This window comes from Pontibacillus sp. ALD_SL1, from assembly GCF_017355605.1.
On sequence record NZ_CP062975.1, the window covers coordinates 629,662 to 649,810 of the forward strand.

The following is a 20,149-nucleotide window of genomic DNA, read 5'->3' on the forward strand; positions in this document are numbered from 1 at the left end:
ATGAAACCCACGACAAAGCAAGTCTCATGCATTGAATGGATGGAAGAAGTGTTAGGGTGTACGTTTCATGTAGAAACCAAAGAGGAGGCCCAGGCCTTTATCGCTAGATATATGGATGAGGCGAAAAAGGCGAAGAAACACGAACAGGACTTGCGGGGAGCCGTATTGGATTCAAAATTTGAAGGGCGTTATTAAGATTAAGGCTAGTTCCCGACTTTATTCTTAATAAGAAGCGGATACTATGCTCGATTATAAGATGCTTTTCGAATCATTCTCCTTGCGCAAAAAAGATGATCGAAAGTGGGAGAGGGGAGTCGCAGCTTATGAATCAAAAAGTGGTGTTGAAGCGAGAAATGATAGTTAATGGAAAAGCATTCCTTGGTTTAAATGCTTTGATGATTTTTGTTATCTTCATTTACCCGCGAATCATGAATCAACCGCCACCGATCATAGAACCAATGCTTTTCGAAGGGTTTATCATCATCGCAATTGATGTTGCCTTCTTTATCGGGATAGCCGTTAAGGTGCTGTTTTACAGACGAAAAAAAATCTGACATGTTAAAGAATAAGAAAAACCTATGCAGGTTGCATAGGTTTTTTGATTTACGAAGCGTCGAGCATAATCTTTTCTTTTTTATCTCCTTCTACACGCGTGATGGTGATGTCAAACTCGAACCCATTCCAATCGTTCATTTCTGATAAACGATAACACGTGTAGTAATCGTTCCAAGCGCCGTGAATCTCGTATTCTTTGTCTTCATCATTTTCCTGCAAAACTTGGAGCATGATGGCTTTTTTGTTTTTGACAATGTCTTTAAACGTACCGATGACAGCGTTCTCCTCCACCACAGCTTCAATCCCTGTCGCGAACTCCCCATCGAATTTTTCAGTAACGGATATGATGTACATATGATCATCCTCTCTTGTTTTACTTATCATACCTGGATTTTAATGGTTTGGGAAAAAAACAAAGAAAAGCTTTGTGATTTTAAAAACAGTATAAAAAAGAGAAGGGAATTTTCTCTCGAGGATTGGGATCACGTTATACTAGCAAGGTGGATTACACATGAACTGGGAGATAGGGGGAAACGTGATGAGAAGTGTGATAAAAAAACTAGAGAAATTAGAGGAGGCGCTAGGGGATTGGGAGATTGATAAGGGTAAAGATGCGGATATAAAAAAGAGGTGGATGTCACACGTGGAAAATGTGTTAGGGTCAATGAAGGAGACTGAAGATAATCGGCAGGGTGAGATTGTTTCGTTTGATGAATATAAAAAGAAGCATTCCAGTGGATAAAAAACGCCTTTTAAAGGCGTTTTTTGCGTTTTATGAACCTGTTCATTTTGGTTACGAGGATAAAGATTCAAAACGATTATTCCATGTGGCAGGTTCCGCTGTAACGAGCAGGGTTAGCGTTTTGGCGTCATGCGCTGCAATATCATATTTGATTTCATCAAGCGTCAGAATGTCCCCTGTGATCCGTTCAGAAAGGATATTTAGAAAGATGCCGTAATCGCTTTCGATGAGTTCTTCGAGTGTCACATCAACATGAGTGGTTATCACCCCGTGGTGGATCCATTGGTGTTCCATTTCGGCTTTTGTGAGCATGGGTACCCTCCTTTCTCGTCAAGTATACGGAAAATGAAGTCATTTAAAAAGAAAAAACGATCCAGCAGGGATCGTTTTATTGGGTTTCCTCTTCTTCGTTTTTTCCCTTTCCGTATCAAATTCTTCCTCTAGTTCCTCGTCCTCTTCATCATCAAAGGGGTGATTGTTTCCGCGCCCCAGATGCATTTAGTTGAGATTTGTTGAGGAGTCGTTTCGTTCTTTCTTCAATACTTTAATCATACGAAGGTGCCAACACCCGTATAGGGGTAGCGTGTCATGGGAACATTCGATGACCAGTTCATGTTCTCCCCTGTGTTCTGTATCGAGCGAGCATCCTTTGTCGACCAACATGCGCAAGGTTTCGTTTTTTAGGAGTTCTATAAAAAGATCGGTTAAGCTCTCACGGACGACTGTCTTCTTTTGTGGAATTGAATCATGAGGCGAACGCATATGGGTTACCTCGATAAGCATCATAAGAACGGTCCTTTCTTCCAATCTTGGCAGAGAGATTTTTGGTTATTTGATAGTATGAGGAGCTCGTTACTCTTATTGAAACATACTATGAAGATAGGTGCATCTGTCGTTCTTACTCCAACTTATGGCTTATGGGAGGATTTTTTAAAAATAAAAGTAGCGCATCCTGATAGGGATGCGCTACGACAAGGTTAACTGGCTGCACTTTCTTGTTTCCTTGCAATCGATTGGCGGTATTCTTCTGCTTCTGCGAGTTTGGTAAGCTCGAGTGTTCGGTCATGATTTTTCTTTACTTCCTGTTCGATCGCATCAAGAGAAACACGGAAGAATTCTTTTCGGTTATTCATTTTGTTCAAGCGTTTGTCATCGAAAGCATGGTGTAGGGCGTTTTCTAAAGCTGGCGCGTCATTCGAGAAAATCATACCGTGCACGTCGAACGTAAACGGTACAGAGGCATCTCCGAGTTCTTTCACTCGGTCCATGGGCTCAAGACGTCGGGTCATACCAATTTTATAGACCCCCTCACCGAACGAACCGATGTTTGAAATAATATAGACATAACCTGCTTTGGCGTTTTGTTCACGATAATCGACTTGTTCTTTTTCCTCTTTCAGGCTATCAAGTTTTGCCTGATATTCCGCCATTTTCGCTTCCAATTCTCTCCGTAATTCGTCATTTGCCGTCGCCAGGCGGGATTCCGCTTGTTTTAAGGCTTTTTGGAAGTGAGCCTCATCTTTTTCAAGTTTCTCGCGCTGCTTGGCGATTTCTTTTTGAACTTTTGCCTCTTCTCGCATCTGTTCTTTGATCTGACGTTGTTCTTCTTTTTCGGCTTCCACTTGTCTGGCGTATTCATAAGCGAGGTACAGCTCTTCTAATTTCAGATCGAGGTACGATTGCTTTAAGGAAACATTGTTGTATTTGTTGTACTTGTTCAACTGTTCAAAGGATTTGCGAATGCGTTTTTCGCTCGCTTCAATATTCGAGTGTTTGACTTTCTGGATTGTGGAGTCGCATTCATTGTTAAAGGAACGAACCGTCATTTTGATAATGTTGTTGACGAGCGCCTGGCCTTTTTTCTTATCCCCATCAAGTGTGAAGTTCGTTGGATAGTGGGTGGCTCCGTTGTCTTTGACCATGCTTTTCTGGCGTTGACGGATGGTGTCTAAGCGAACCTTATATTGCGTGGATGATTCAAGGTCGTATTTTGGATCGTAGAAGCCGTACGATTGGAATAAGAGCTCATCATCGAGGACAATGAGTTCGCCTTTCTTTTGACTGATTTCCTCGTCCATTTTTTCTTTCTTTTTTCGCCATTCTTCGTTTAATTTTTCTGTTTTCTTCTTCTGCTGCTCCTCTTGGGCTGAGAGTCGTTCGATAGATCTCTCAAGCTCTGTGACTTTCTCCTGTAAGCGTACGGGCTCATCGAGTCCTGCTTCTTCAATCGTTTGATCGATTCTTTTTTGCCTGCGCTGTTCCAAGATCAGAAGGATGATGCCCGAAACGATGGGGACATATAAAAAACTAAGCGCAAAATTGAGCGAAATGAACCACGTCGATAGATACCAAGGTTTTTTCACGAAATCCTCTCCCTTACTGTTTGTTTCTTCCAGTATATCAGACCACCCTGAGTCTTTGCACAAAAACTGAACGAAGGAAAAAGAGGCTTATTCGGCCTCTTCGCTTCGTTTTTTACCTTTTGACACCAAACGTTTTATTCGAAATTGATACCATAGCGAAGGCAGGAAGAACCAGCATTCATCCAGGTGCTTCAATAATCGATGGTACTGGAGCAGTTCATCTCTCGTGAGCAGCAGGGGTTCTTTGTCCTCATCAAATGTTCCAACCAAGGGATCATCTCCTTTGGAACAGTATAACGCTTAAGGGATTATTTGGGGGAAATATCAAACAAGAATTTATGTATGTTTTGTCTTCTTTCGTTTCAAAAGTAACAAAATTAAATACCCTAAAGCAGTTATAGGTATCACTTTCAGTTTATGCGTTACGAGAAACAATAAAATTTTTTCATGAAATAACAGTTGTTCTGTTTCCAGCGTGATAGAGGCAATTAACCGAATGCCAGAATAATCACCTGAGTTCGTACGGACAGTTACCTTTTTGGTGGAAGGTTCTGATGAGGCGTCCTTCGAATCTAATATGGCGTAAACGGAAAATGTGTCAGTGTTGCCAGGAGGGATGAGTACTTTCTCTTTGTCAGAAAAAATTCCGCTGCCTGTCTCTATGGAAACAACTTTCTCTTGGTCGGAGTCGTTGTATACCGTATACGTTTGCAAATGGGTTTTCACGCCAATTGGAACAGGAGAATTCAACGTGATTTTTGCTGGCGATAACCGCAGACCTTCCGCGTTTATTAAGGCGGGGGTGCAAAAGAATATAAGGAAAAGTAAAGGTATGATTCTTTTCATAAAAATCGCCTCCTCCTTTTACTCATTAGTAAAAGGAGGGGGCTTTCCCTTTTTTATTATGTCATCCTGCTTTATCGCTATTGAGCTTGCGCTGTATATTCTACAACAAATTCATAAGTCCCAGGATTTGTGTCCCACCCAATTTCGATATCCAACGTATCAGAAAAGGAATCTGAAGGGTTAAGCGTTGTGATCGTTTCTGGTGTATCTTCGTATAATCGTGTACCGCTGTACGTCATAATGTAATAATTAGGGTAGGCATCGCTACCCATAGAGCTCAAACTGTTATTTGATTGATTTTCTACTATCACATCAATTGCAGTATTGCCCGTATTGTCGATTTGAATGGTGTCGGATATATTGATTTGATTTGTATTCAACGTGGTTTGGGACAATAGTTTTGTTGAGTTGTCTGCGTTCGTAGCTGTTACATCAATTCCAATCACTGGTTCTTCAATCGTAACAGAGTACGTATAGGTTTCAGCAAATGCAGTAGACAAGCCGATGAGTACAGCTATTAATAATGCTATAAGTGTATTTGATTTATTCATAATATCGCCTCCTCTTTTTCCCTTTATATATATGAGAGATAAATAGTCAAGGCAAGCAAAAAAACTCCTTCTTAAAAGGAGTTTTTTGGTTACTCTAATTTCCAATCTACCGTGATTCCGTAGTTTTTTTTCATGAATTCTTTCACTTCATGTTCCGAAAAGTTGTCGCGGTCCTCTTCTGTCATATTTTCGGCGATGCATTCGGCTAGAATTCTGTTGGCCTCTTCTTTATAAGTTTCATGGACTTCTTCCTTTGATTCATATCCAAACGGTTTGATTTCGTTCAGGATTTCCTCGTCAGAGTAATCAGATAAATCCACATAGATGGATTTGATCGTATAAGAGGCTTCTTCCTCATCCCCATAAAAAGGAACAATTTCAAGAACATCAAATTCTTTTTCAGTTTCCTTTTTCACCCACTGGGGAACCGTGCCATCGTCTGTTAAGATCCATTCGTTTTCCATCTTCATCAACCTCTCTTTTTTATCAGTGTAGCACGGCGGGAAGGGAGGGCGTAAAAAAAGGCGAACAGGATCGCCTTATTACGATACAACGTGTCTTGGATACGATAGTTCTGACAGGAGAATAAGCGCCAGGTGGGCATTTTGAGTGTGGTACCCCTTTAGGTGAAAGGCGTTCTCTTTTCGTTCAATTTCACTAGACAGGTCAAAGAACACAGTCAGGATTGATTGAACGAGGGGATGTTCGAGGTGTTCGGGCAGCGAAATCATAAGAGAGTTTGTAGATGGATTAAGCGTTAAGTAAAGTCCGCTTGCTTTCTCAATCTCTTCTGAAGCTTTCTTGTAAGCGTTTCGGAGTGGGAGAATGTGAGAGTGATCCTTGAAAGTAGAAAACATCGTCATAGAAGACCCCTTTCTTGCTCAAGCCTGCTTGAGTCAGGACTTACAGAGGTGTAAAACGGTCTTATTATAGGGACCTAAATCCGATAGTCAAGAAAGAAAAGGGAATAACACTTCGGAAAAAACGTACTAGATCCTATGAAATACATAAGCGCTTTCAACCATTTCGTCACATCGGTCAAAATCTCGCAGCCCGACTTCGAATATGTAATCTCTTTCTATGATGTAAGGCTTTACGGCCTTCCAGTTGATTTTCCCTTTACCGATCGTGAGGCTGTCGTGGTATTCACCAAAGCTATCCACTACATGATAGTACTGAACATAAGGATGCACCCTATGAACGAGATCGATAAATCGCTTTTGATCTCCTCTTACCGCGATAAAAGAATGGCTTAAATCCTGAACGAGGGGGAGCTTAAGAGGAGTGATGACAGTGCTGATGAGATCTTTGTTTTGGTAGGAAAACAATCCCGAGGTGCTGTCTTCGAACAAAAGATGGTCACGTCCTCGTTCCATATACTTTTGCAACTCCTCATATAATTGTATTGTGTTACGCTCGTTAATTGGGATAGGGGTCGATTCATGGTAATTGCCGTGCAGCACGGTTTTTGTCTGATATTCCCTGGATATCTCCACCAATTGTTTTGTGCTCCACTGAAAATAGGTTTTTCTTTCTAGATCGGGGGAGAGGATGTGTTGAGGTTTCCCTTTGTAGGTCATAGGGTGATGAAGATAAACACGTGCTCCTTCTCTCTGAACAAGGGTGATCATCTTTTCTAGATGAAGGATTCCTTTTGGGGTTAAATCTTGTTCTGTGAGATGGAACTCGAATGTGCAGGGTGAGAAAAGCAAACGATTTAAAACCGCTTTTTCGCTTGTTGACGATTTAACTCGGTGGCTGACGCTCATAGCGATCCCTCCTTTTTATCGAATCATAGTAGTTTTATAGGAGGAATCAAGGGGTGAGTAAGGGTATTTCGCTTTTGAGCCCGAGCTCCAAATAAAAACTTAGTAGCAACTCCGAATGATTAAATAATAGAGATTTCAGCAATTGCTTAACATTCGCCTTATAATAGGGAAAACACTCCAGAGAGGAAGAAGTCTAGTGATAACGGATGGAATGTGTTACAGCTTAGAATGTCTTCTTGATCGGTTTAATCAAACTGGTGAATATGAGGAAGAGGTTCAGCGCGGGGAAGAGATGGTACACGCTCTTGAGAAAGAATCCAAAAACTTGCGCAAAACAGAGGAATGGAATGACTATTTCCAGGTTGTTCATGCGATAGAAAACTGGGAAGGGCCGACCATTCAAAAAGCTTGTGAATTTTCGAGGCGTTTGAAAAAGACTTGTTCAGGACAAGGGAATGTCGTGAGGAGGGTTCACAAAATTCAAAGTGTTTTGAATAGATGGTATGCCTATAAACGATCGAGAAAAATGCCTAAGAATACAACCCAAAGGACCATCCTCGTTCAGCAAAATCCTCCCAAATTATCCATTGCTTATAAAGAGTTCAGAAAGAAGCTGCTAGAAATGGTCAAAGTTTCAGAAGGGGTCTTCCACTCGTTTAAAGAGGATATAAAGAAAGAGAAAACCCTTGAAAAAGAAAGCTTGAATCGTGTCGGAGAAGCAATCATAAATCTGGAAAAGCAACTCCTCCGAGACAAATGCGACGCCATTACATTGTATTATGCGATGTTGTGGTATCGGGATTTACGAAAAGAGCGTCGTGAATTGAAAAATAATATTGAAATGTACCAGGATATCCAAAAATTCGATGTAGAACTCATCATGAAAAACACGGTTGATGATCTTCATAAAATCGATCGGTTTATACAAAACCGAACGGCTTATAATCGTCGTCTCGAAGAACGAATCAAAGAAACAAAAAAATATGCGTAAAATCGATAAGGTCGCGTTTTGTGTACAAGTGGTTGAGAGCAGGGATTTAGTTAGCGATAGGGCTAAATATACAAATTTCTGTTTGTTCTCGTCTTGCAAGTTGAATATTCTAGTTAAGGGAGATGTTGAAATATGAAAAAAGAATTAAGAAATAAGATTTTAGAAGAAAATAAATACAGTGATTTACTAAACCAAAACCCCCAATATAGACTGCAAGGTAGCAGAAACAAGAAGGTTATTGTTGGAGTTATTAAAGGTGATCCAGAAAATTATAATGAGGGGCTACACCATCTTAATTTTAAATCTTTCAACAGTTGGAAAGAAGCGTATCACTATTTAGAAGGTTAAGTTCTTGACGGAATTTTATTTTTATAGGAGATTTCAAAGAGCAATATACGTGGTTGATGGAGTTCTTGGAGTAATTCATATAAATACAAACGACTTTTCTTCGCCGTTTTAGAGAATGCGCTAAGAAAACGCGAAACAATATGCTTAGAGAAAAGGGTGGGGCATCGCATCCTTTTTTTTGTCGTACATACCTTTTTAAAAACATCGTTTTTTTACCCACAGCAGACAAAAATATGGTATCAACACCCCGTAAGACCTACCATTCTTTTTGAAAAAGGCAAACTGATCGAAAGGTCAGGACGCAAAGCCTAGAGACTAAGGGGAGACCTACGTTCGTCTGGCTACCAGAAGAATTTTTTCAAAAGGAGAGGTGATAAATATGAAAATGATCAAAAAGATTTTCGCAACAGGGTTAGCTCTATCATTGGCACTTTCAGCTTTACCTTCGTCGGCTTCCGCTCTGAAAAACGGATATGAATTCAAACTTGGGATGGGGGCTAAGAACGGAGGAATTGAACTAGGCAGATTAGACAGCTCTACACTTGTTCTTTACGGATATAAAGACGGATCAAGAGATAATATCTCAAAAGACGTCACGTATACGGTAGAAGATGAAAGTGTGGCTGTTTTACGGGAGTGCCTGGGAGACTGTATGGTTGTTGAACGAGTCGGACCAGGAAAAACGGAGATTAAGGCAAACGTGGGGGCATCATCTCCATCATTTATTGTAACGGTTCCAGAAATGGAAGCAGAAATCTACCCATCTGATTTAACGTTACGTCCAAATGTGAAAGAGGAATTTTATTTAATCGGGTCTTATCCTTACTCTTCGTTAGAGGAAGAAGTCACAGGACAGGCTACGTGGACTTCTTCCAATCCTTCTGTTGCTGCTGTTGAAATGAAGAACAACAGACCTGTTATAACGGGTAAAAAGGAAGGGAAGGCTACCGTTAAAGCGAAATGGGGGAACCATACATACGAAACGACTGTAATGGTTACAGGAACGCCTTATACAGGACCCGTCAAGGTCAACACATCAAGAGATGTGATCGATAACCTTCATACAGAGGAATTTTATGCGCAGGCTGAAGATAAGAATATAAAAGAAGAAACAAAGAAAGAAGTGGAGAAAGAAGAATCTAAAGCGAATGCTGATAAGAAGGCAGAAGTGAAAGATAAACCAACAGATGCGAAAAAAGAGGTTGTCGCACCAAAAGAACTGAAGAAAAAAGAGGAAGAATTGAAAGAACTGATTGCTTCCAATAAAGCATTGGCTGATCAAATTAGCCAAAATGAAAAAACAAAAAAAGAGTTGGAACAAAAAGTTGATCAAAAAGAATCGGATTATGAGCAAACGATAGAAGAACAAATTCAAAAAGAGAAAGAAAAGAACGAAAAGTATCAATCCACATTGAAAGCACAGGAAGAGGAAATAGGTGTTCTTAAAAAAGCGCTTCAGGCTTTCAATGACATGATTGAATCGATTCTGAGCTGGATTAAGGGATAAGAAAAACCGATGATTTCTCATCGGTTTTTTTGCATCAGACGACCTGTAAAAGCGGCGTTTCTTGTTTAGCAAGGACAGAAAAGTGAGATTTATACCATTCGTTTTGATCACTGTACTCAATGCCTAGGGTTGATCGTTCGCCATATATAATCATCATATCAGCTACTCTCGTTGCAGGATACCTTTGCTGTGATTGGAAATGAACCCCGTCCTCATCTACAACAGAAATCATGCAAACAACCGTGGTCATGAGATCAGCTCCCTCTTTTTGGTTTAGGGTAACACGAATACCAATCTCGCGAAAAAGAAAACGCTTTTTTTACACTTCTAATAAAGAAGGCAACACGGCATTGACAGCTTTTCGATTTTCCCACAGGAACTTCATTTGATCCTCTTCATACAATCGTTCTTCTCCCTGATCACAATATCCTTCCCCTTTTCCGTGCCGTGTCATGACGCCGTCCCTGTATTGCATGAGTGTCCAGGTTCCTCCTCGTTTTTTGTCATGAAAAACAAGGTAGTGTTTCTTTCCTCTCTCATCAAACGGGGTGAATCGAGGGAAGTCTTCTAACAAGAGAGCTATATCTTTTTTTGATTTGATTTTCATAGGCAAAACACCTCCACCTTTATCTTACTCGATCCCTTTTCATAAAAGAAGAGGAAAGATGCATAGGATAATAGGGGAGGTGTTGGTATGAAAGATATCAGACGGGCGTATCGGGAAAGGTGGTTCCAAAAAGGAAGGGAGCTTGGGTTCACGGATAGTGAGATTGATAAAATGGAACGATTGCTCCATTGTCTCTGTTGTTTTGTTCCTGCTGTAAGTCCGTCTTATTTTGATCCAGAACGAGAAATGAAGGAGTTGTTTCAGAACGACCGTGCGTTGTTCGGGCGTTTTTTCTATGCGGCTGTTCATGATTTAGGGTGTTTATCGGCGTTACGAGAGGAGGAAATTCCGATTGGGCGTGAATTTGAAGATTTTCCAAGGTTTATAGATTTAGTGCATTTTTTTTTAGAAAAGTAGATGACAAATTGAAATTCCTGATTATCATAAGGGTAATCAAAAACAAAAAGGGAGACAATTACATGATAAATCTGTTGAAACAAGCAAAGAACAAAACACGAGCGATCAAAACGCTCTTCACATACAGCAAGAAGGAACAAAAGATAATGAAGGTGTACAAAGAAGGTGATTTAAAGATGCTAAAAAAAGAGAAACAATTAGAGTCGGCGGAAACATTCATATACGACTCAAACATACAAAACTACTAAAAAGCGATACCCAACTATCGCTTTTTTCTTGTAAATAGAAAAACAAAAGCTGCCCTTAAGGCAGCTTTATTGCATTCAATTGTTCTTTGATCGTTTTGGCTAAGAAACGAGAGACCCGATAATCCACTGCATTCTTAAGCATCTCAAATATGCTGGTCAGGCTGCCTGTAAACGTGAAATCATCAGGCAGGCTGAAAAGTCTCGCTGTTTCTCTTACAGACAAATAACGGTGCTCTTCGGGATGAATGAACACATCATCCTGAACATGTGTGATGGTCGGAGCGAAATCGTCCCATTTCAGACGTTGGCAGTAGTTGTTGAACCGTTTCTTTTTCGCTCGGAGTTCAACAGGGACGCTTTGAATATTTCCACCTTGGGGAACATGAATCATTCGCGATAAAGTCTTTTCGGTTGGCTTGAAATATAAATCCTGACCGTTCACGCCAGCTGTTCCGTAAAAGGCGTCACGAACCGTGTTCACCTCGGTAAGATTCGGAAGCGTGATGGAAGGAATGGCGTCTTTCATGCCCAGGATAAAGGAACGCCTCCGTTTTTGTGGTGAGCCAAGTGATGTGGCATCGATGACGGAGCTCACAATATTAAATTCGCTCAGTCGTTCTTTGAAGCGCTTCAGTATTGCTCCTCCTTTGACCGTAATGAAGTTCGCTACGTTTTCAATCAAGAAAGATCGTGCGTTGCTCCATTTTATAATGTTAATGGTCTGTTCGACCATGGGGTGAAAAGGAGAGTCCCCATCTCTGAAATTGTCTTTTGTGTTAAGGGCACTGAACTTCACGCAGGGGATGCCAGCTGTGACAAAGTCCACCTGCGGAATATCGGACGCTTGAAAATCCAGAACATCCCGCATGATGATATGATCACCGATGTTTTGTTTATACGTTTCGATATGATAGTCTTTTAAAGCCTTTTTTTCATACCGATCGTTCGCGAAACGGATGTCGTACCCTTCATCTTTGAACCCTTTATCCAATGATCCGCATCCTGAGAAAAGGGAGAGCATTCCAATGGCTTTTTTCTTTAGCTCTCCTCTGCCATCCCCTTTAAACAAGTCGAAAATCGTCATTTGTTCAAAATTGCTTACTTTGGCAAGTTCCTGAACAGAAACCTTGTACGTTTTCTGTTCTCTTGCTTCCTCCAGAGAAATAACTGAAGCCTGAGGTTGTTTGACAGAAAACACGATGCTCCCGCGTTTGATTTCTACCTCGAATTCACTGTGACCTTCGAAAAATGATTGAATGTCACTCGTTTTGATATCAATGACAGGAACCGTCTTTCCAGTTTTTTGAGTCGTTTTAGCCACACGTCTTGTGCCATCGTGTTCAGTTGGAACAATCGTTATGTTTTTCCGAACAGGATCTACGCTGTATTTATAAGACTGCCCTATTCCGAAACCGTAGTGAGCTAAATATTTCGCTTCAATGTACAAACGGTTCTTAATTTTATAGAGTCGTTTTTTTATAGCGTTTTTCATCTTATCGTCCTCCTGGGATCTATTAGGTACCTCTTCATTATAGAAAATCATGGAATAAATGGGCGGAAATAGGATTGATTTTTATGGGTGGGCGAGCCTAACTAATGCGCAGAATCACCCTGCTGTGGTGTATAGTAATAATAAAAAGAGAGGAGCCATGACGTTGAAAAATTGGAAACAGGAAGCTGAAGTTTTGTTTCGTGATATTACGGATACCCACAACCTTGAAACAATGCTCCAATGGTCGGAGGATGTAACAGGAGGGGCACTTGCGAACTATGATCCCTCGAAGGATTTAGTGACATTGTTCGAAGTGAAAATAAAGCGGGCGATGGGTGAAACGGGGTGGATGTCCTACCCACGCATTCTTGTTGCGCATGAACTGGGTCATGCGTTTGATGAGAAGAACCGTGAGGGATGTACAATGTTTAACAGAGCGAATGCACGTTTAAATCGCTGCGCGGAAACAGGCCCTTCTTCGGATTCTTTTGCGAAGTATTACCGAAAATGGGCAGTTCGTTTGTTGGATCTAGAGGAAGAGGCTTGGAAGCATGCGGAACGGTTTTTAGGGGTAGCCCCCTTAGAATTCTCTCTTATAAAGGATACCTCTCTCTGTTCGTATAAAAAGACCGTCCCATTTCGGTATAAAGGATATCGGCTCGCGATGGATATTTCTGATGAGTTGGAGCGTTTAGTGGAAGCGGGAGGAGCGTCAGGGAATGACTTCAGAACACATGAGATTGGATTCATGAAATTTGAAAAAGAGAAACTCCTTGTATATCCTCATTCTTTAAAGAAGAGCAATCAATCACAGTTAAGGACAAAAACCTACGGAGCTTACAGCATACTGCATGAACACAGCAAAAAACGGGTGGGTGATTATGATGAGGAATACGAAAGACAGTACAGGTTCATGCATGATAAGCCGCAAGGGTTTGAAAAGGAGTTGGAAAGGTCGTTCGTTCGCATGAGAAAAAAGAGGGAAGAACAGATTGAGGAGATGGAAAGGCATTTAAAAAGGATTGAAGATACGTTTTTTGTGTACACGCGCTTGGTTAGAAACCGAACAGAACAGGATATCAGGGATACAAAACATCTCATGAAAAGGATGGAAACAATATCCTGAAGAAAAAGTCGCCCATACCAGGCGACTCTAAAAATAGGAGCTGACTTTGGTGGTGGCGGAACGATAACAGGGGTGGCAGAAAAACCAATAAAAACTTCCGTACGTATACTTCTTGGTATAGGTGTATGTTCCGCATCTGTCGCATTTTTGTGGCGTCATTTTTTTCACTCCTCTCTTTTAGAATTTATTCTCCATAAGGAACGGAAAGGGCGGTATAGCCCGCTTTATCCACAATGAGGGCATTTAGTTGACGCTTATAGGAACAACCCCCGTCGATTGCGATTCGGTTGTCCTCGAACGTATAAGGGGCATCAGAGTCGTGGAGAAAACAAACAGGGGTATGCCCGAAAATGATGGTTTTGTCGTGTGGGTTAGAGGATTTCCAGAAACGTTCGCGACTTGAAGTGAACCATGAATCACTCGAATTCTTCCAGTCTCGTAAATTGAGATCAACTCCTGCGTGAACATAAATAGCGTGTTTATCCTCATAATAAAAAGGGAGTTCCTCAAAAAAACGAATATGCTGAGGATAATAGCTTTTCATAGCTTCCTGTGCGTATTCTTTATAAGAATAGATCCCTCTCGGTTTCAGGTAACTTTTGATCGTTTTCTTCCCGCCATTATCAGGGTGTAGGTAGATAGAATTTGGTTGAATGGGTTCGTGAAGCCAAGACAAAAACATTTCTTCGTGATTTCCTCTCAAGGCCGTAACGTGCCCTGTTTCCTTTTCGTTTATGATCCAATCGATAACCTCTTTTGACCGTGGACCCCGATCGATGTAATCACCGAGTAAAATAAGGTGGTCCTGACCAGTCGTATACTGAACAAGGTTCAGAAGGTTCATGAAGGTGTTGTAACACCCGTGTATATCGGAGATGATGATGTTTCTCAAGGCGGAAAATCCTCCCTTCTCTTTTGCATAGTATAGCAGATAAGAAAGGAACAGAAAAAACTCCATAAACACACTTGTTAATGGAGTTTTGGCTATTTCGAGCATGTTGTGCCGACGTTAATGGAGAAAGACCCGCTTGCATCAGCATAAGAGGAAGGGGCGTCTTGAGGGAGCTTCCAAGCATAGATAAATTTTTCTTTTTTATCGGCTTCTATTGTGGCGGCTTCGTCAGAATAGGTCAATTCGAGCGGCGTATCCCCTTCGAATAGATCACCTGAAGTTGTAAGGGTGTTTAATTTAGCAGTAATAGGGCTTGAAAAATTATTCTTAACTGTAAGTTCAAAACGTCCGCTAGAGCCAGGTTTTAAATGAATGGGTAAATGAAAGGTGTTTTCATAATTTAGAGGTTTACAGGAGTGGTCGATATACGTGGTATCGTTATACGCGTTGGCTTTCGTTTTTTGGCTTTCATAGTCCCATCCTGATGACCCGTTTTGGTTGTTTGCGCGAAGGTAGAAATAATAGTACGTGGCTGGTTCCAAATTAGTGACCGTAAACGATGTTCCAGATCCGTTATAGATATAGTCCCCGTTTAGTCTCACGGTATAGGATGTGGTGTTTTCCGTTGGCTGCCAGTAGAGCGTTAAACGGTCGTGAGATACATTTTTGATTTTAAGGTATGGTTTTTGGGGGTAAGGATTTGTTCCAGTGGTGTAGCCGACCTCGTACGCATAATCTCCTCTTCCTTCCTTGTTAACAGGATAAAGATAGTAAGCGTACCGAGTGCCAGGGGTTAAGTTCTTTTCTGTAAACGAAGTTAGAGGACCCTCGTAAATGACATTATTTGCTCGCTTTAAAAGATAGGTTGAGGCTTTTTCTGTTTTATCCCATGTTAATGTTTGGCTTGTGTCCGTTGTTGATGTAATTCTGAAATTTCTGGGTTCATCTGGAAGCAGGGACTCTCCTGATGTGTAAGACTCAACATAACTGCTGCTTCTGGATGGGCCATAGTCGTTTACGCTGTACACGTAAAAACGGTAAAAGGAAGCAGACTCAAGTCCTGTTGCTGTAAAGGACGTTAACGGTCCTTCGTAAATAACGGTATTTCCTCGTTTTAACTTATACGATTTCGCTTTTTCTGAAACATCCCATGAGAGTGAAATGCTGTTGTTTGTTTTTTTGGTCACCTTGAAGCCTGCGGGACGATCAGCTAAAGGGGATATTCCTTTAGTCGACATGCTCTCATAATCACTGTACCTGGCGGATTTATTTTCATTGTAAGCGTATATCCTGTAATAGTAATAAGTGCCGCTCAGAAGATCTTTGTCCTGAAATGTTGTCGAGGATCCTTCATAAACCAGATCTCCGCTTCGGTACAATTTGTAATGAGTAGCGTACATGGAGGGTCCCATGTAACGGAGGCTGAGTTTTTCGTGATATTGGAGATGGTAAGGTTTTCTGGATTAGCAGGTCTTAAGGTAACGATGTCCTTAGAATCAGGTTTGATGCATGTGCTTTCAAAATATGCGGTGGCTTTCCCTCTTTCGCCAGCGTAAGTCGGAGAAACGTCCCAATCCCATTTCACCTTTAATCCAATTTCTGTTCCATTCGTTAATTTTATGTATTTGGTGTTAAATTGAGTGATGAGAAGGCCATTTTCAGGCTCAACTTTGGTGATTTTAATCCACATGTCATACCCTCTGTTGTTCGAAATTGTAAGGGTTTTTGTTCCATAAGACTGAGGAGGGGCTTCTTCAGGTATTGAAAATGCGTGATAAGATTTCGCGCTTGAACAGTCCAGTTGAACATTAGTAGAGGCGTAATATGAAACAGGAACGTAAATTTGCCCTTCTGTGTCCGTGATCGCGCCTGGGTTGGTCACTGTATACCCGCTTGTACCGTCTGATCCGCCGCCATTACCAGAGGAATCGCTTGCACCATCAGAAGAGCCATTTTCTCCTGAAGCAGGATCCGTAACGTCATTTGTGCTTTCGTCTGAATGCTGTACCGTTACGCAGGCTTCGTCTTCAATTGATTCTTCCTCGTCTTTTAATACATTTCCGATTCGAAATGTTGTATCATTTTGAGCGCACCTCATTTCTTCTTTTAGAAAGACAAAAAAGAACGCAGCCACAATGGCTATAACAGCAAGGATCATGACCCGCTTGTCTACCGCATATCTGATCTCATTCATTTTTTCACCCCCTATATAGGCTCGCTTTTATTTTTAATCACTATATGAAAAAAAGGACAAAGGTCAACGAAAAAGGGCGTCAGCCCTCTTTGTCTTCTTTTATGTAGATGCGTTCACCTGTTTCTTTGTTGTAAAAGACGCGCTGTTTCTGTTTCGAGACAGGATCAATGGTCACTTCCGATGTTTCTTCAAATCCTTCAGGAATCCCGTTACCTCTTTGTTCTTTGTACCGTTTATCCCAAAAAAACCAGCCTAATAAAAGGATGATGATGACGAAAAGGGTCTGAGCGATGAAAATACCTTCTGTTATGCTCATTTATCGTCCTCTGTGGTAACAGCCGTCCCGTATGCGATAATTTCGCTCATGTTCTGCCCGACTTCTCCAGAATCAAAACGCATCATAACAATCGCATTGGCTCCCATAGAAGCTGCGTTTTCAACCATGCGGTCGATTGCTTCCTTTCTAGCATCTTCTAACATGGACGTGTACTGTTTGACCTCGCCTCCGACAAGTCCTTTGAGGGAAGCCATAATGTCGCCGCCTAACCCTCTGGCCCGCACAACCACCCCGCAACAGGTTCCTTTTACCTCGGTAATTCGTTTTCCTGCTAACCCTTCAGTCGTAACGACTAACATACGATCACTCCCTTTCCTTTTACGGTTCCATAACCAAAGTGATGATTCCTCTATAAAAAAACACCCCAGATTAGGGGTGTTGAGCGATTATTTATTTTCTGTGTAACACAAATCCAAATTGGTTCGTGTCTGTTAGGTAGTAGCAATAAAGGTTGTGATAATGAAAAACGGATGCACTTGAATACTTATGATATTCCTCGAAACGTTCGAAGCTGATCCAATGAGGGAGAGCTTCATTTGTTTCTGTTCTTTTAAACTGAAAATCGTACGCCTTCGATGTCCCCCATCCAATGGACTCTAAACGCTGTTGCTCAGCGTCGTGCATTGAAAGAAGGAAGTCCCAGTCACGAGACAAGATGGAACGCATAGAAACGTGATACGGGCCTACAAGTCGTTCTTGTATGGTTCCTATATCAGCTTTTAAAAGCTCTTTAAAAGAACGAACTGAAACGTTCTCAAAAAGCGTTTCTTTTTTCATCTTGCGGAAAGCGTCCTCATAACAGGCAACGGCAAACGTTTGGTTCTCTAGAACTGTATTCATTATCATCATCCTTTCTTTTTTGATTACGAGGCTATTGTATAACAAAAATCATGGAGAGTGAGAAAAAAGACATTTTTTTCTACCTAACTTTCTTTCGGAACGTGTGCTATGATATGGAAAATTTCAGAAAAGAGGGCTACACATGATGTATTTACATGATTTGTGGGTGAACTTTGGGCGAGACGTTTCGTTGTTTCACGAATGGAAAAAAGAAGATAATGTGTGTTTAATCGATCAGGCCCCCCTGCTTTATGTAACGGAAATGTGTTTTGAATGGATTGTTAAGACGGATGAACCTCTGCCTCAGGAATTGATGGAACACGTACGGAAACGAGCATATTACCGAAAGAAACAAGAACGGGTCTCCTCTTTGTATTGCTTTGTGATTTGTGATGGGAGGCGCGTTATGGCAATTGAGACAGACAATACCGATTATCCGAAGTACAGAAGTTCTCTTCTGCCAAGACATGAAAGGATTGCGCTGAGTGTTATCGGAGAGAAGGGGAGAGAACAAAAACACTACGGATATAACATCCCTATTCCCCAAAATGCCTATCGACCTCAGTTGAGTTTTGAACAGGCGGCAGGCCTGACAAGAACAGAACGGGAAAAGAAACAACAGGTTCTGAATATGCTGACCTTATACGAAGGGAATGCCCCTTTTCTTTGCTACATATACGGGGAATGGAAAGAGATGCCATCGTCTGAAGTGAAGCAAAAGAACTTAGAGTTACTGCACAAAGAACTGGTGTCTCATCTGAAAGTGGGTTGGGATGATACGCACGAACGTCTCTACAAAGTTTTTGAGAATATGAAAGAAGTTCGGAGCAGCCAGTAGGTTGTTCTTTTTTTTCGATCAAAAGGATGAGTCTTGTGGTAGAAGAAGCCCTAAGTGAGGTGATGATATGAGAAAGAGATGGCTCTTGTACGGGGCGGGTGTCATAGTTGTATTGTTCGGGTTATTGGCTGGGGGATACGAGCTAAGCAAGAAAACGGCGTACAAAGAAGAGAAGATGACGAATATGTATACCTCTTTTTCAGGGATGAGCGATGTGGAAATATCCTCTTCTGAAGTGGTTCAAAATAAAGACGCAGGAAGTGTTGAAAAGGGTTCTTCTCAGATGATGGCTTACAGAGATTCTGTTACGTTATCGGTGGCTGATACAGAGGCGGTTATGACACTGATTGTGAAGGAAACAGAGCGGATAGACGGGATGGTTGTGTCATCTTACATTAACCAGGAGAAAGAAGAGACGAGGGCCAATGTGGAAGTTCGAGTTCCCTCAGTCGATCGGCTCACGTTTTTGGGGTTTCTCTCAAAAGCAGCGGACGATGTGATAGAACAAAGGAGTCAAGGTGAAGATGTGACCGAGCAATATGTGGATAATGAAAGCCGTTTAAAGGGTAAGAAGAAATTAGAAGAACGTTTAATCCATTTATTAGAAAAGGCTGACGAAACAGAGGATTTAATTCGTGTTTCGAATGAAATCGAACGAGTCCAGACAGAGATTGAACAATTAGAAGGAAAACAACGGTATTTGAAAGGGGTAACCGACTATGCGCGCGTGTCGATCCAACTCGTTGATGCTTCGGTTTATGTTCCTGACGTTGCAAAAAGCGAAGATTTGAAGACGGGAGAAAAAATAAAACACGCATTCGTTTCATCTATTAATACGCTGATGGGATTCTTTTCTGGGCTGATTGTGTTTATCGTTGGATATTCTCCGATTATTGCATTAGGTATTCTGTGCGGGATAGTATTAAACTATTGGTATAAGAAAAAGAAAAAACGAGATTAAGAGCGGAAGAAGAAGGGATGGAAGAATTAAGGGGATGGATGAAGATCATGATGAGTGGGGAAAAAATTCCTTTACAGTCTATCACGGCCCAGCGCGTTCGGGGTGTGTTGCAGGATCGTGGTATTGTGGGAGGCGTTTACGTATTTGTAAATGGCGAAGATCAGGTGATCTATGTTGGCAGATCCAAGCATTTAGCCCAAAGGCTCGTGGATCACAAGAATAAAGATACCAATGTTACGAAACGCATCGCAAAGCTTAGTACGGTTGATTTGGACGAGGCGAGCCAATACTTGACAGATGACGTTTCTGTTCAGTTCCTAAGAGTGAATGACCCATACGACAGGGCCATGCTTGAAGCGTATGTTGCCAAAGTACACGGAACTCCTTTGAACGTTTTCTAAGGCAGGGAACCCTGCCTTTTTTTGGTCATAAACTGTTTCGAATGTCGCGCATCTTAGATCCTATGCTATTTGCATGAAACTTATTAAAAGATCCCTTCATCAAAATGGTGGTTGTCGTTTCCTG

At 41.4% G+C, this 20,149-nt stretch carries 31 protein-coding genes and 1 riboswitch; of the genes, 12 read left to right on the forward strand and 19 right to left on the reverse strand.

The genetic code is table 11. From position 1 onward, the window contains the following. Together IMZ31_RS22565 and IMZ31_RS22570 are read left to right on the forward strand one after the other, a co-directional pair. Complete coding sequence (locus tag IMZ31_RS22565) at positions 1–195, forward strand: hypothetical protein (RefSeq protein ID WP_207530699.1); 195 nt, start codon at positions 1–3, stop codon at positions 193–195. Between the two features lie 128 nt (positions 196–323). After that, positions 324–554, forward strand: a complete 231-nt coding sequence (locus IMZ31_RS22570; RefSeq protein ID WP_207530700.1) for a hypothetical protein — start codon at positions 324–326, stop codon at positions 552–554. Positions 555–603: 49 nt separating this feature from the next. Here IMZ31_RS22570 and IMZ31_RS22575 read toward each other — a convergent pair whose 3' ends face one another. Continuing rightward, on the reverse strand, positions 604–909 hold the full coding sequence (locus IMZ31_RS22575) for a hypothetical protein (RefSeq protein WP_207530701.1): 306 nt from the start codon (positions 907–909) through the stop codon (positions 604–606). A 184-nt stretch (positions 910–1,093) separates the two neighbouring features. On the opposite strand from IMZ31_RS22575, the gene IMZ31_RS22580 reads away from it, so the two are divergent. Then, positions 1,094–1,297 (forward strand): hypothetical protein, encoded by a 204-nt coding sequence (locus IMZ31_RS22580; RefSeq protein ID WP_207530702.1) that lies wholly within the window; start codon positions 1,094–1,096, stop codon positions 1,295–1,297. A 51-nt stretch (positions 1,298–1,348) separates the two neighbouring features. Here the strand turns inward: IMZ31_RS22580 and IMZ31_RS22585 are convergent, their stop codons facing one another. From IMZ31_RS22585 to IMZ31_RS22625, 9 genes are all read right to left on the reverse strand, one after another. Further along, entirely contained in the window at positions 1,349–1,609 is a 261-nt protein-coding gene (locus IMZ31_RS22585) for a hypothetical protein (protein ID WP_207530703.1), read from the reverse strand. A 186-nt stretch (positions 1,610–1,795) separates the two neighbouring features. Next, positions 1,796–2,083, reverse strand: a complete 288-nt coding sequence (locus IMZ31_RS22590; protein WP_207530704.1) for a hypothetical protein — start codon at positions 2,081–2,083, stop codon at positions 1,796–1,798. Between the two features lie 191 nt (positions 2,084–2,274). Continuing rightward, positions 2,275–3,660 carry an SNIPE associated domain-containing protein gene (locus tag IMZ31_RS22595; RefSeq protein ID WP_207530705.1) on the reverse strand — a complete coding sequence of 462 codons (1,386 nt, stop codon included), beginning with the start codon at positions 3,658–3,660 and terminating at the stop codon, positions 2,275–2,277. Positions 3,661–3,747: 87 nt separating this feature from the next. Next, the gene (locus IMZ31_RS22600; RefSeq protein WP_207530706.1) at positions 3,748–3,930 is read right to left on the reverse strand and encodes a hypothetical protein; all 183 of its coding nucleotides are present in this window, start codon (positions 3,928–3,930) and stop codon (positions 3,748–3,750) included. A 66-nt stretch (positions 3,931–3,996) separates the two neighbouring features. Further along, the gene (locus IMZ31_RS22605; RefSeq protein WP_207530707.1) at positions 3,997–4,506 is read right to left on the reverse strand and encodes a hypothetical protein; all 510 of its coding nucleotides are present in this window, start codon (positions 4,504–4,506) and stop codon (positions 3,997–3,999) included. A 77-nt stretch (positions 4,507–4,583) separates the two neighbouring features. Further along, positions 4,584–5,057: a hypothetical protein gene (locus IMZ31_RS22610; RefSeq protein ID WP_207530708.1), complete on the reverse strand. Its 474-nt coding sequence runs from the start codon at positions 5,055–5,057 to the stop codon at positions 4,584–4,586. Positions 5,058–5,146: 89 nt separating this feature from the next. Continuing rightward, positions 5,147–5,521: a hypothetical protein gene (locus IMZ31_RS22615; RefSeq protein WP_207530709.1), complete on the reverse strand. Its 375-nt coding sequence runs from the start codon at positions 5,519–5,521 to the stop codon at positions 5,147–5,149. A gap of 78 nt (positions 5,522–5,599) precedes the next feature. After that, positions 5,600–5,920, reverse strand: a complete 321-nt coding sequence (locus IMZ31_RS22620; protein ID WP_207530710.1) for a hypothetical protein — start codon at positions 5,918–5,920, stop codon at positions 5,600–5,602. 126 nt (positions 5,921–6,046) lie between these two features. Continuing rightward, positions 6,047–6,826 carry an apurinic/apyrimidinic endonuclease family protein gene (locus IMZ31_RS22625; RefSeq protein WP_207530711.1) on the reverse strand — a complete coding sequence of 260 codons (780 nt, stop codon included), beginning with the start codon at positions 6,824–6,826 and terminating at the stop codon, positions 6,047–6,049. A gap of 196 nt (positions 6,827–7,022) precedes the next feature. On the opposite strand from IMZ31_RS22625, the gene IMZ31_RS22630 reads away from it, so the two are divergent. From IMZ31_RS22630 to IMZ31_RS22640, 3 genes are all read left to right on the forward strand, one after another. Then, positions 7,023–7,817 carry a hypothetical protein gene (locus IMZ31_RS22630; RefSeq protein ID WP_207530712.1) on the forward strand — a complete coding sequence of 265 codons (795 nt, stop codon included), beginning with the start codon at positions 7,023–7,025 and terminating at the stop codon, positions 7,815–7,817. Positions 7,818–7,949: 132 nt separating this feature from the next. Further along, positions 7,950–8,165 carry a hypothetical protein gene (locus tag IMZ31_RS22635; RefSeq protein ID WP_207530713.1) on the forward strand — a complete coding sequence of 72 codons (216 nt, stop codon included), beginning with the start codon at positions 7,950–7,952 and terminating at the stop codon, positions 8,163–8,165. Between the two features lie 266 nt (positions 8,166–8,431). Next, positions 8,432–8,514: riboswitch (cyclic di-GMP riboswitch) on the forward strand. A gap of 30 nt (positions 8,515–8,544) precedes the next feature. Beyond that, positions 8,545–9,672 (forward strand): Ig-like domain-containing protein, encoded by a 1,128-nt coding sequence (locus IMZ31_RS22640; protein WP_207530714.1) that lies wholly within the window; start codon positions 8,545–8,547, stop codon positions 9,670–9,672. Positions 9,673–9,706: 34 nt separating this feature from the next. Here the strand turns inward: IMZ31_RS22640 and IMZ31_RS22645 are convergent, their stop codons facing one another. Both IMZ31_RS22645 and IMZ31_RS22650 read right to left on the reverse strand, forming a co-directional pair. Beyond that, entirely contained in the window at positions 9,707–9,922 is a 216-nt protein-coding gene (locus tag IMZ31_RS22645; protein ID WP_207530715.1) for a hypothetical protein, read from the reverse strand. Between the two features lie 69 nt (positions 9,923–9,991). Beyond that, positions 9,992–10,279, reverse strand: coding sequence for a hypothetical protein (locus IMZ31_RS22650; protein WP_207530716.1), 288 nt, complete (start codon positions 10,277–10,279; stop codon positions 9,992–9,994). A gap of 87 nt (positions 10,280–10,366) precedes the next feature. Between IMZ31_RS22650 and IMZ31_RS22655 the strand changes: the two genes are divergently transcribed. Beyond that, entirely contained in the window at positions 10,367–10,696 is a 330-nt protein-coding gene (locus tag IMZ31_RS22655) for a hypothetical protein (RefSeq protein WP_207530717.1), read from the forward strand. A 62-nt stretch (positions 10,697–10,758) separates the two neighbouring features. Then, a complete protein-coding gene (locus tag IMZ31_RS22660) occupies positions 10,759–10,944 on the forward strand; it encodes a hypothetical protein (protein WP_207530718.1) in 186 nt (61 codons plus the stop codon). Positions 10,945–10,999: 55 nt separating this feature from the next. On the opposite strand, the gene IMZ31_RS22665 is transcribed toward IMZ31_RS22660, so the two are convergent. Continuing rightward, a complete protein-coding gene (locus IMZ31_RS22665; protein ID WP_207530719.1) occupies positions 11,000–12,436 on the reverse strand; it encodes a DNA cytosine methyltransferase in 1,437 nt (478 codons plus the stop codon). 163 nt (positions 12,437–12,599) lie between these two features. Here IMZ31_RS22665 and IMZ31_RS22670 point away from each other — a divergent pair, with 163 nt between their 5' ends. Beyond that, the gene (locus IMZ31_RS22670; protein ID WP_207530720.1) at positions 12,600–13,562 is read left to right on the forward strand and encodes a hypothetical protein; all 963 of its coding nucleotides are present in this window, start codon (positions 12,600–12,602) and stop codon (positions 13,560–13,562) included. Between the two features lie 184 nt (positions 13,563–13,746). Here the strand turns inward: IMZ31_RS22670 and IMZ31_RS22675 are convergent, their stop codons facing one another. The 6 genes from IMZ31_RS22675 to IMZ31_RS22700 all read right to left on the reverse strand — a co-directional run bounded on the left by IMZ31_RS22675 (position 13,747) and on the right by IMZ31_RS22700 (position 17,825). Beyond that, positions 13,747–14,454 carry a metallophosphoesterase family protein gene (locus IMZ31_RS22675; RefSeq protein ID WP_207530721.1) on the reverse strand — a complete coding sequence of 236 codons (708 nt, stop codon included), beginning with the start codon at positions 14,452–14,454 and terminating at the stop codon, positions 13,747–13,749. Between the two features lie 92 nt (positions 14,455–14,546). Further along, positions 14,547–15,866, reverse strand: a complete 1,320-nt coding sequence (locus tag IMZ31_RS22680; RefSeq protein WP_371825513.1) for a fibronectin type III domain-containing protein — start codon at positions 15,864–15,866, stop codon at positions 14,547–14,549. Beyond that, entirely contained in the window at positions 15,767–16,648 is an 882-nt protein-coding gene (locus IMZ31_RS22685; protein ID WP_207530723.1) for a fibronectin type III domain-containing protein, read from the reverse strand. Before IMZ31_RS22685 ends, IMZ31_RS22680 begins: the two co-directional genes overlap by 100 nt. A 79-nt stretch (positions 16,649–16,727) precedes the next feature. Further along, entirely contained in the window at positions 16,728–16,964 is a 237-nt protein-coding gene (locus tag IMZ31_RS22690) for a hypothetical protein (RefSeq protein WP_207530724.1), read from the reverse strand. Next, the gene (locus tag IMZ31_RS22695) at positions 16,961–17,284 is read right to left on the reverse strand and encodes a YbjQ family protein (RefSeq protein ID WP_207530725.1); all 324 of its coding nucleotides are present in this window, start codon (positions 17,282–17,284) and stop codon (positions 16,961–16,963) included. Before IMZ31_RS22695 ends, IMZ31_RS22690 begins: the two co-directional genes overlap by 4 nt. 91 nt (positions 17,285–17,375) lie before the next feature. Continuing rightward, complete coding sequence (locus IMZ31_RS22700) at positions 17,376–17,825, reverse strand: hypothetical protein (RefSeq protein ID WP_207530726.1); 450 nt, start codon at positions 17,823–17,825, stop codon at positions 17,376–17,378. A gap of 142 nt (positions 17,826–17,967) precedes the next feature. Here IMZ31_RS22700 and IMZ31_RS22705 point away from each other — a divergent pair, with 142 nt between their 5' ends. The 3 genes from IMZ31_RS22705 (at position 17,968) to IMZ31_RS22715 (ending at position 20,025) form a co-directional block, all read left to right on the forward strand. Continuing rightward, entirely contained in the window at positions 17,968–18,663 is a 696-nt protein-coding gene (locus tag IMZ31_RS22705; protein WP_207530727.1) for a DUF3603 family protein, read from the forward strand. Positions 18,664–18,730: 67 nt separating this feature from the next. Next, complete coding sequence (locus IMZ31_RS22710) at positions 18,731–19,624, forward strand: DUF4349 domain-containing protein (RefSeq protein ID WP_207530728.1); 894 nt, start codon at positions 18,731–18,733, stop codon at positions 19,622–19,624. 17 nt (positions 19,625–19,641) lie between these two features. Beyond that, the gene (locus tag IMZ31_RS22715; protein ID WP_207530729.1) at positions 19,642–20,025 is read left to right on the forward strand and encodes a GIY-YIG nuclease family protein; all 384 of its coding nucleotides are present in this window, start codon (positions 19,642–19,644) and stop codon (positions 20,023–20,025) included. Positions 20,026–20,149 lie beyond the last annotated feature (124 nt).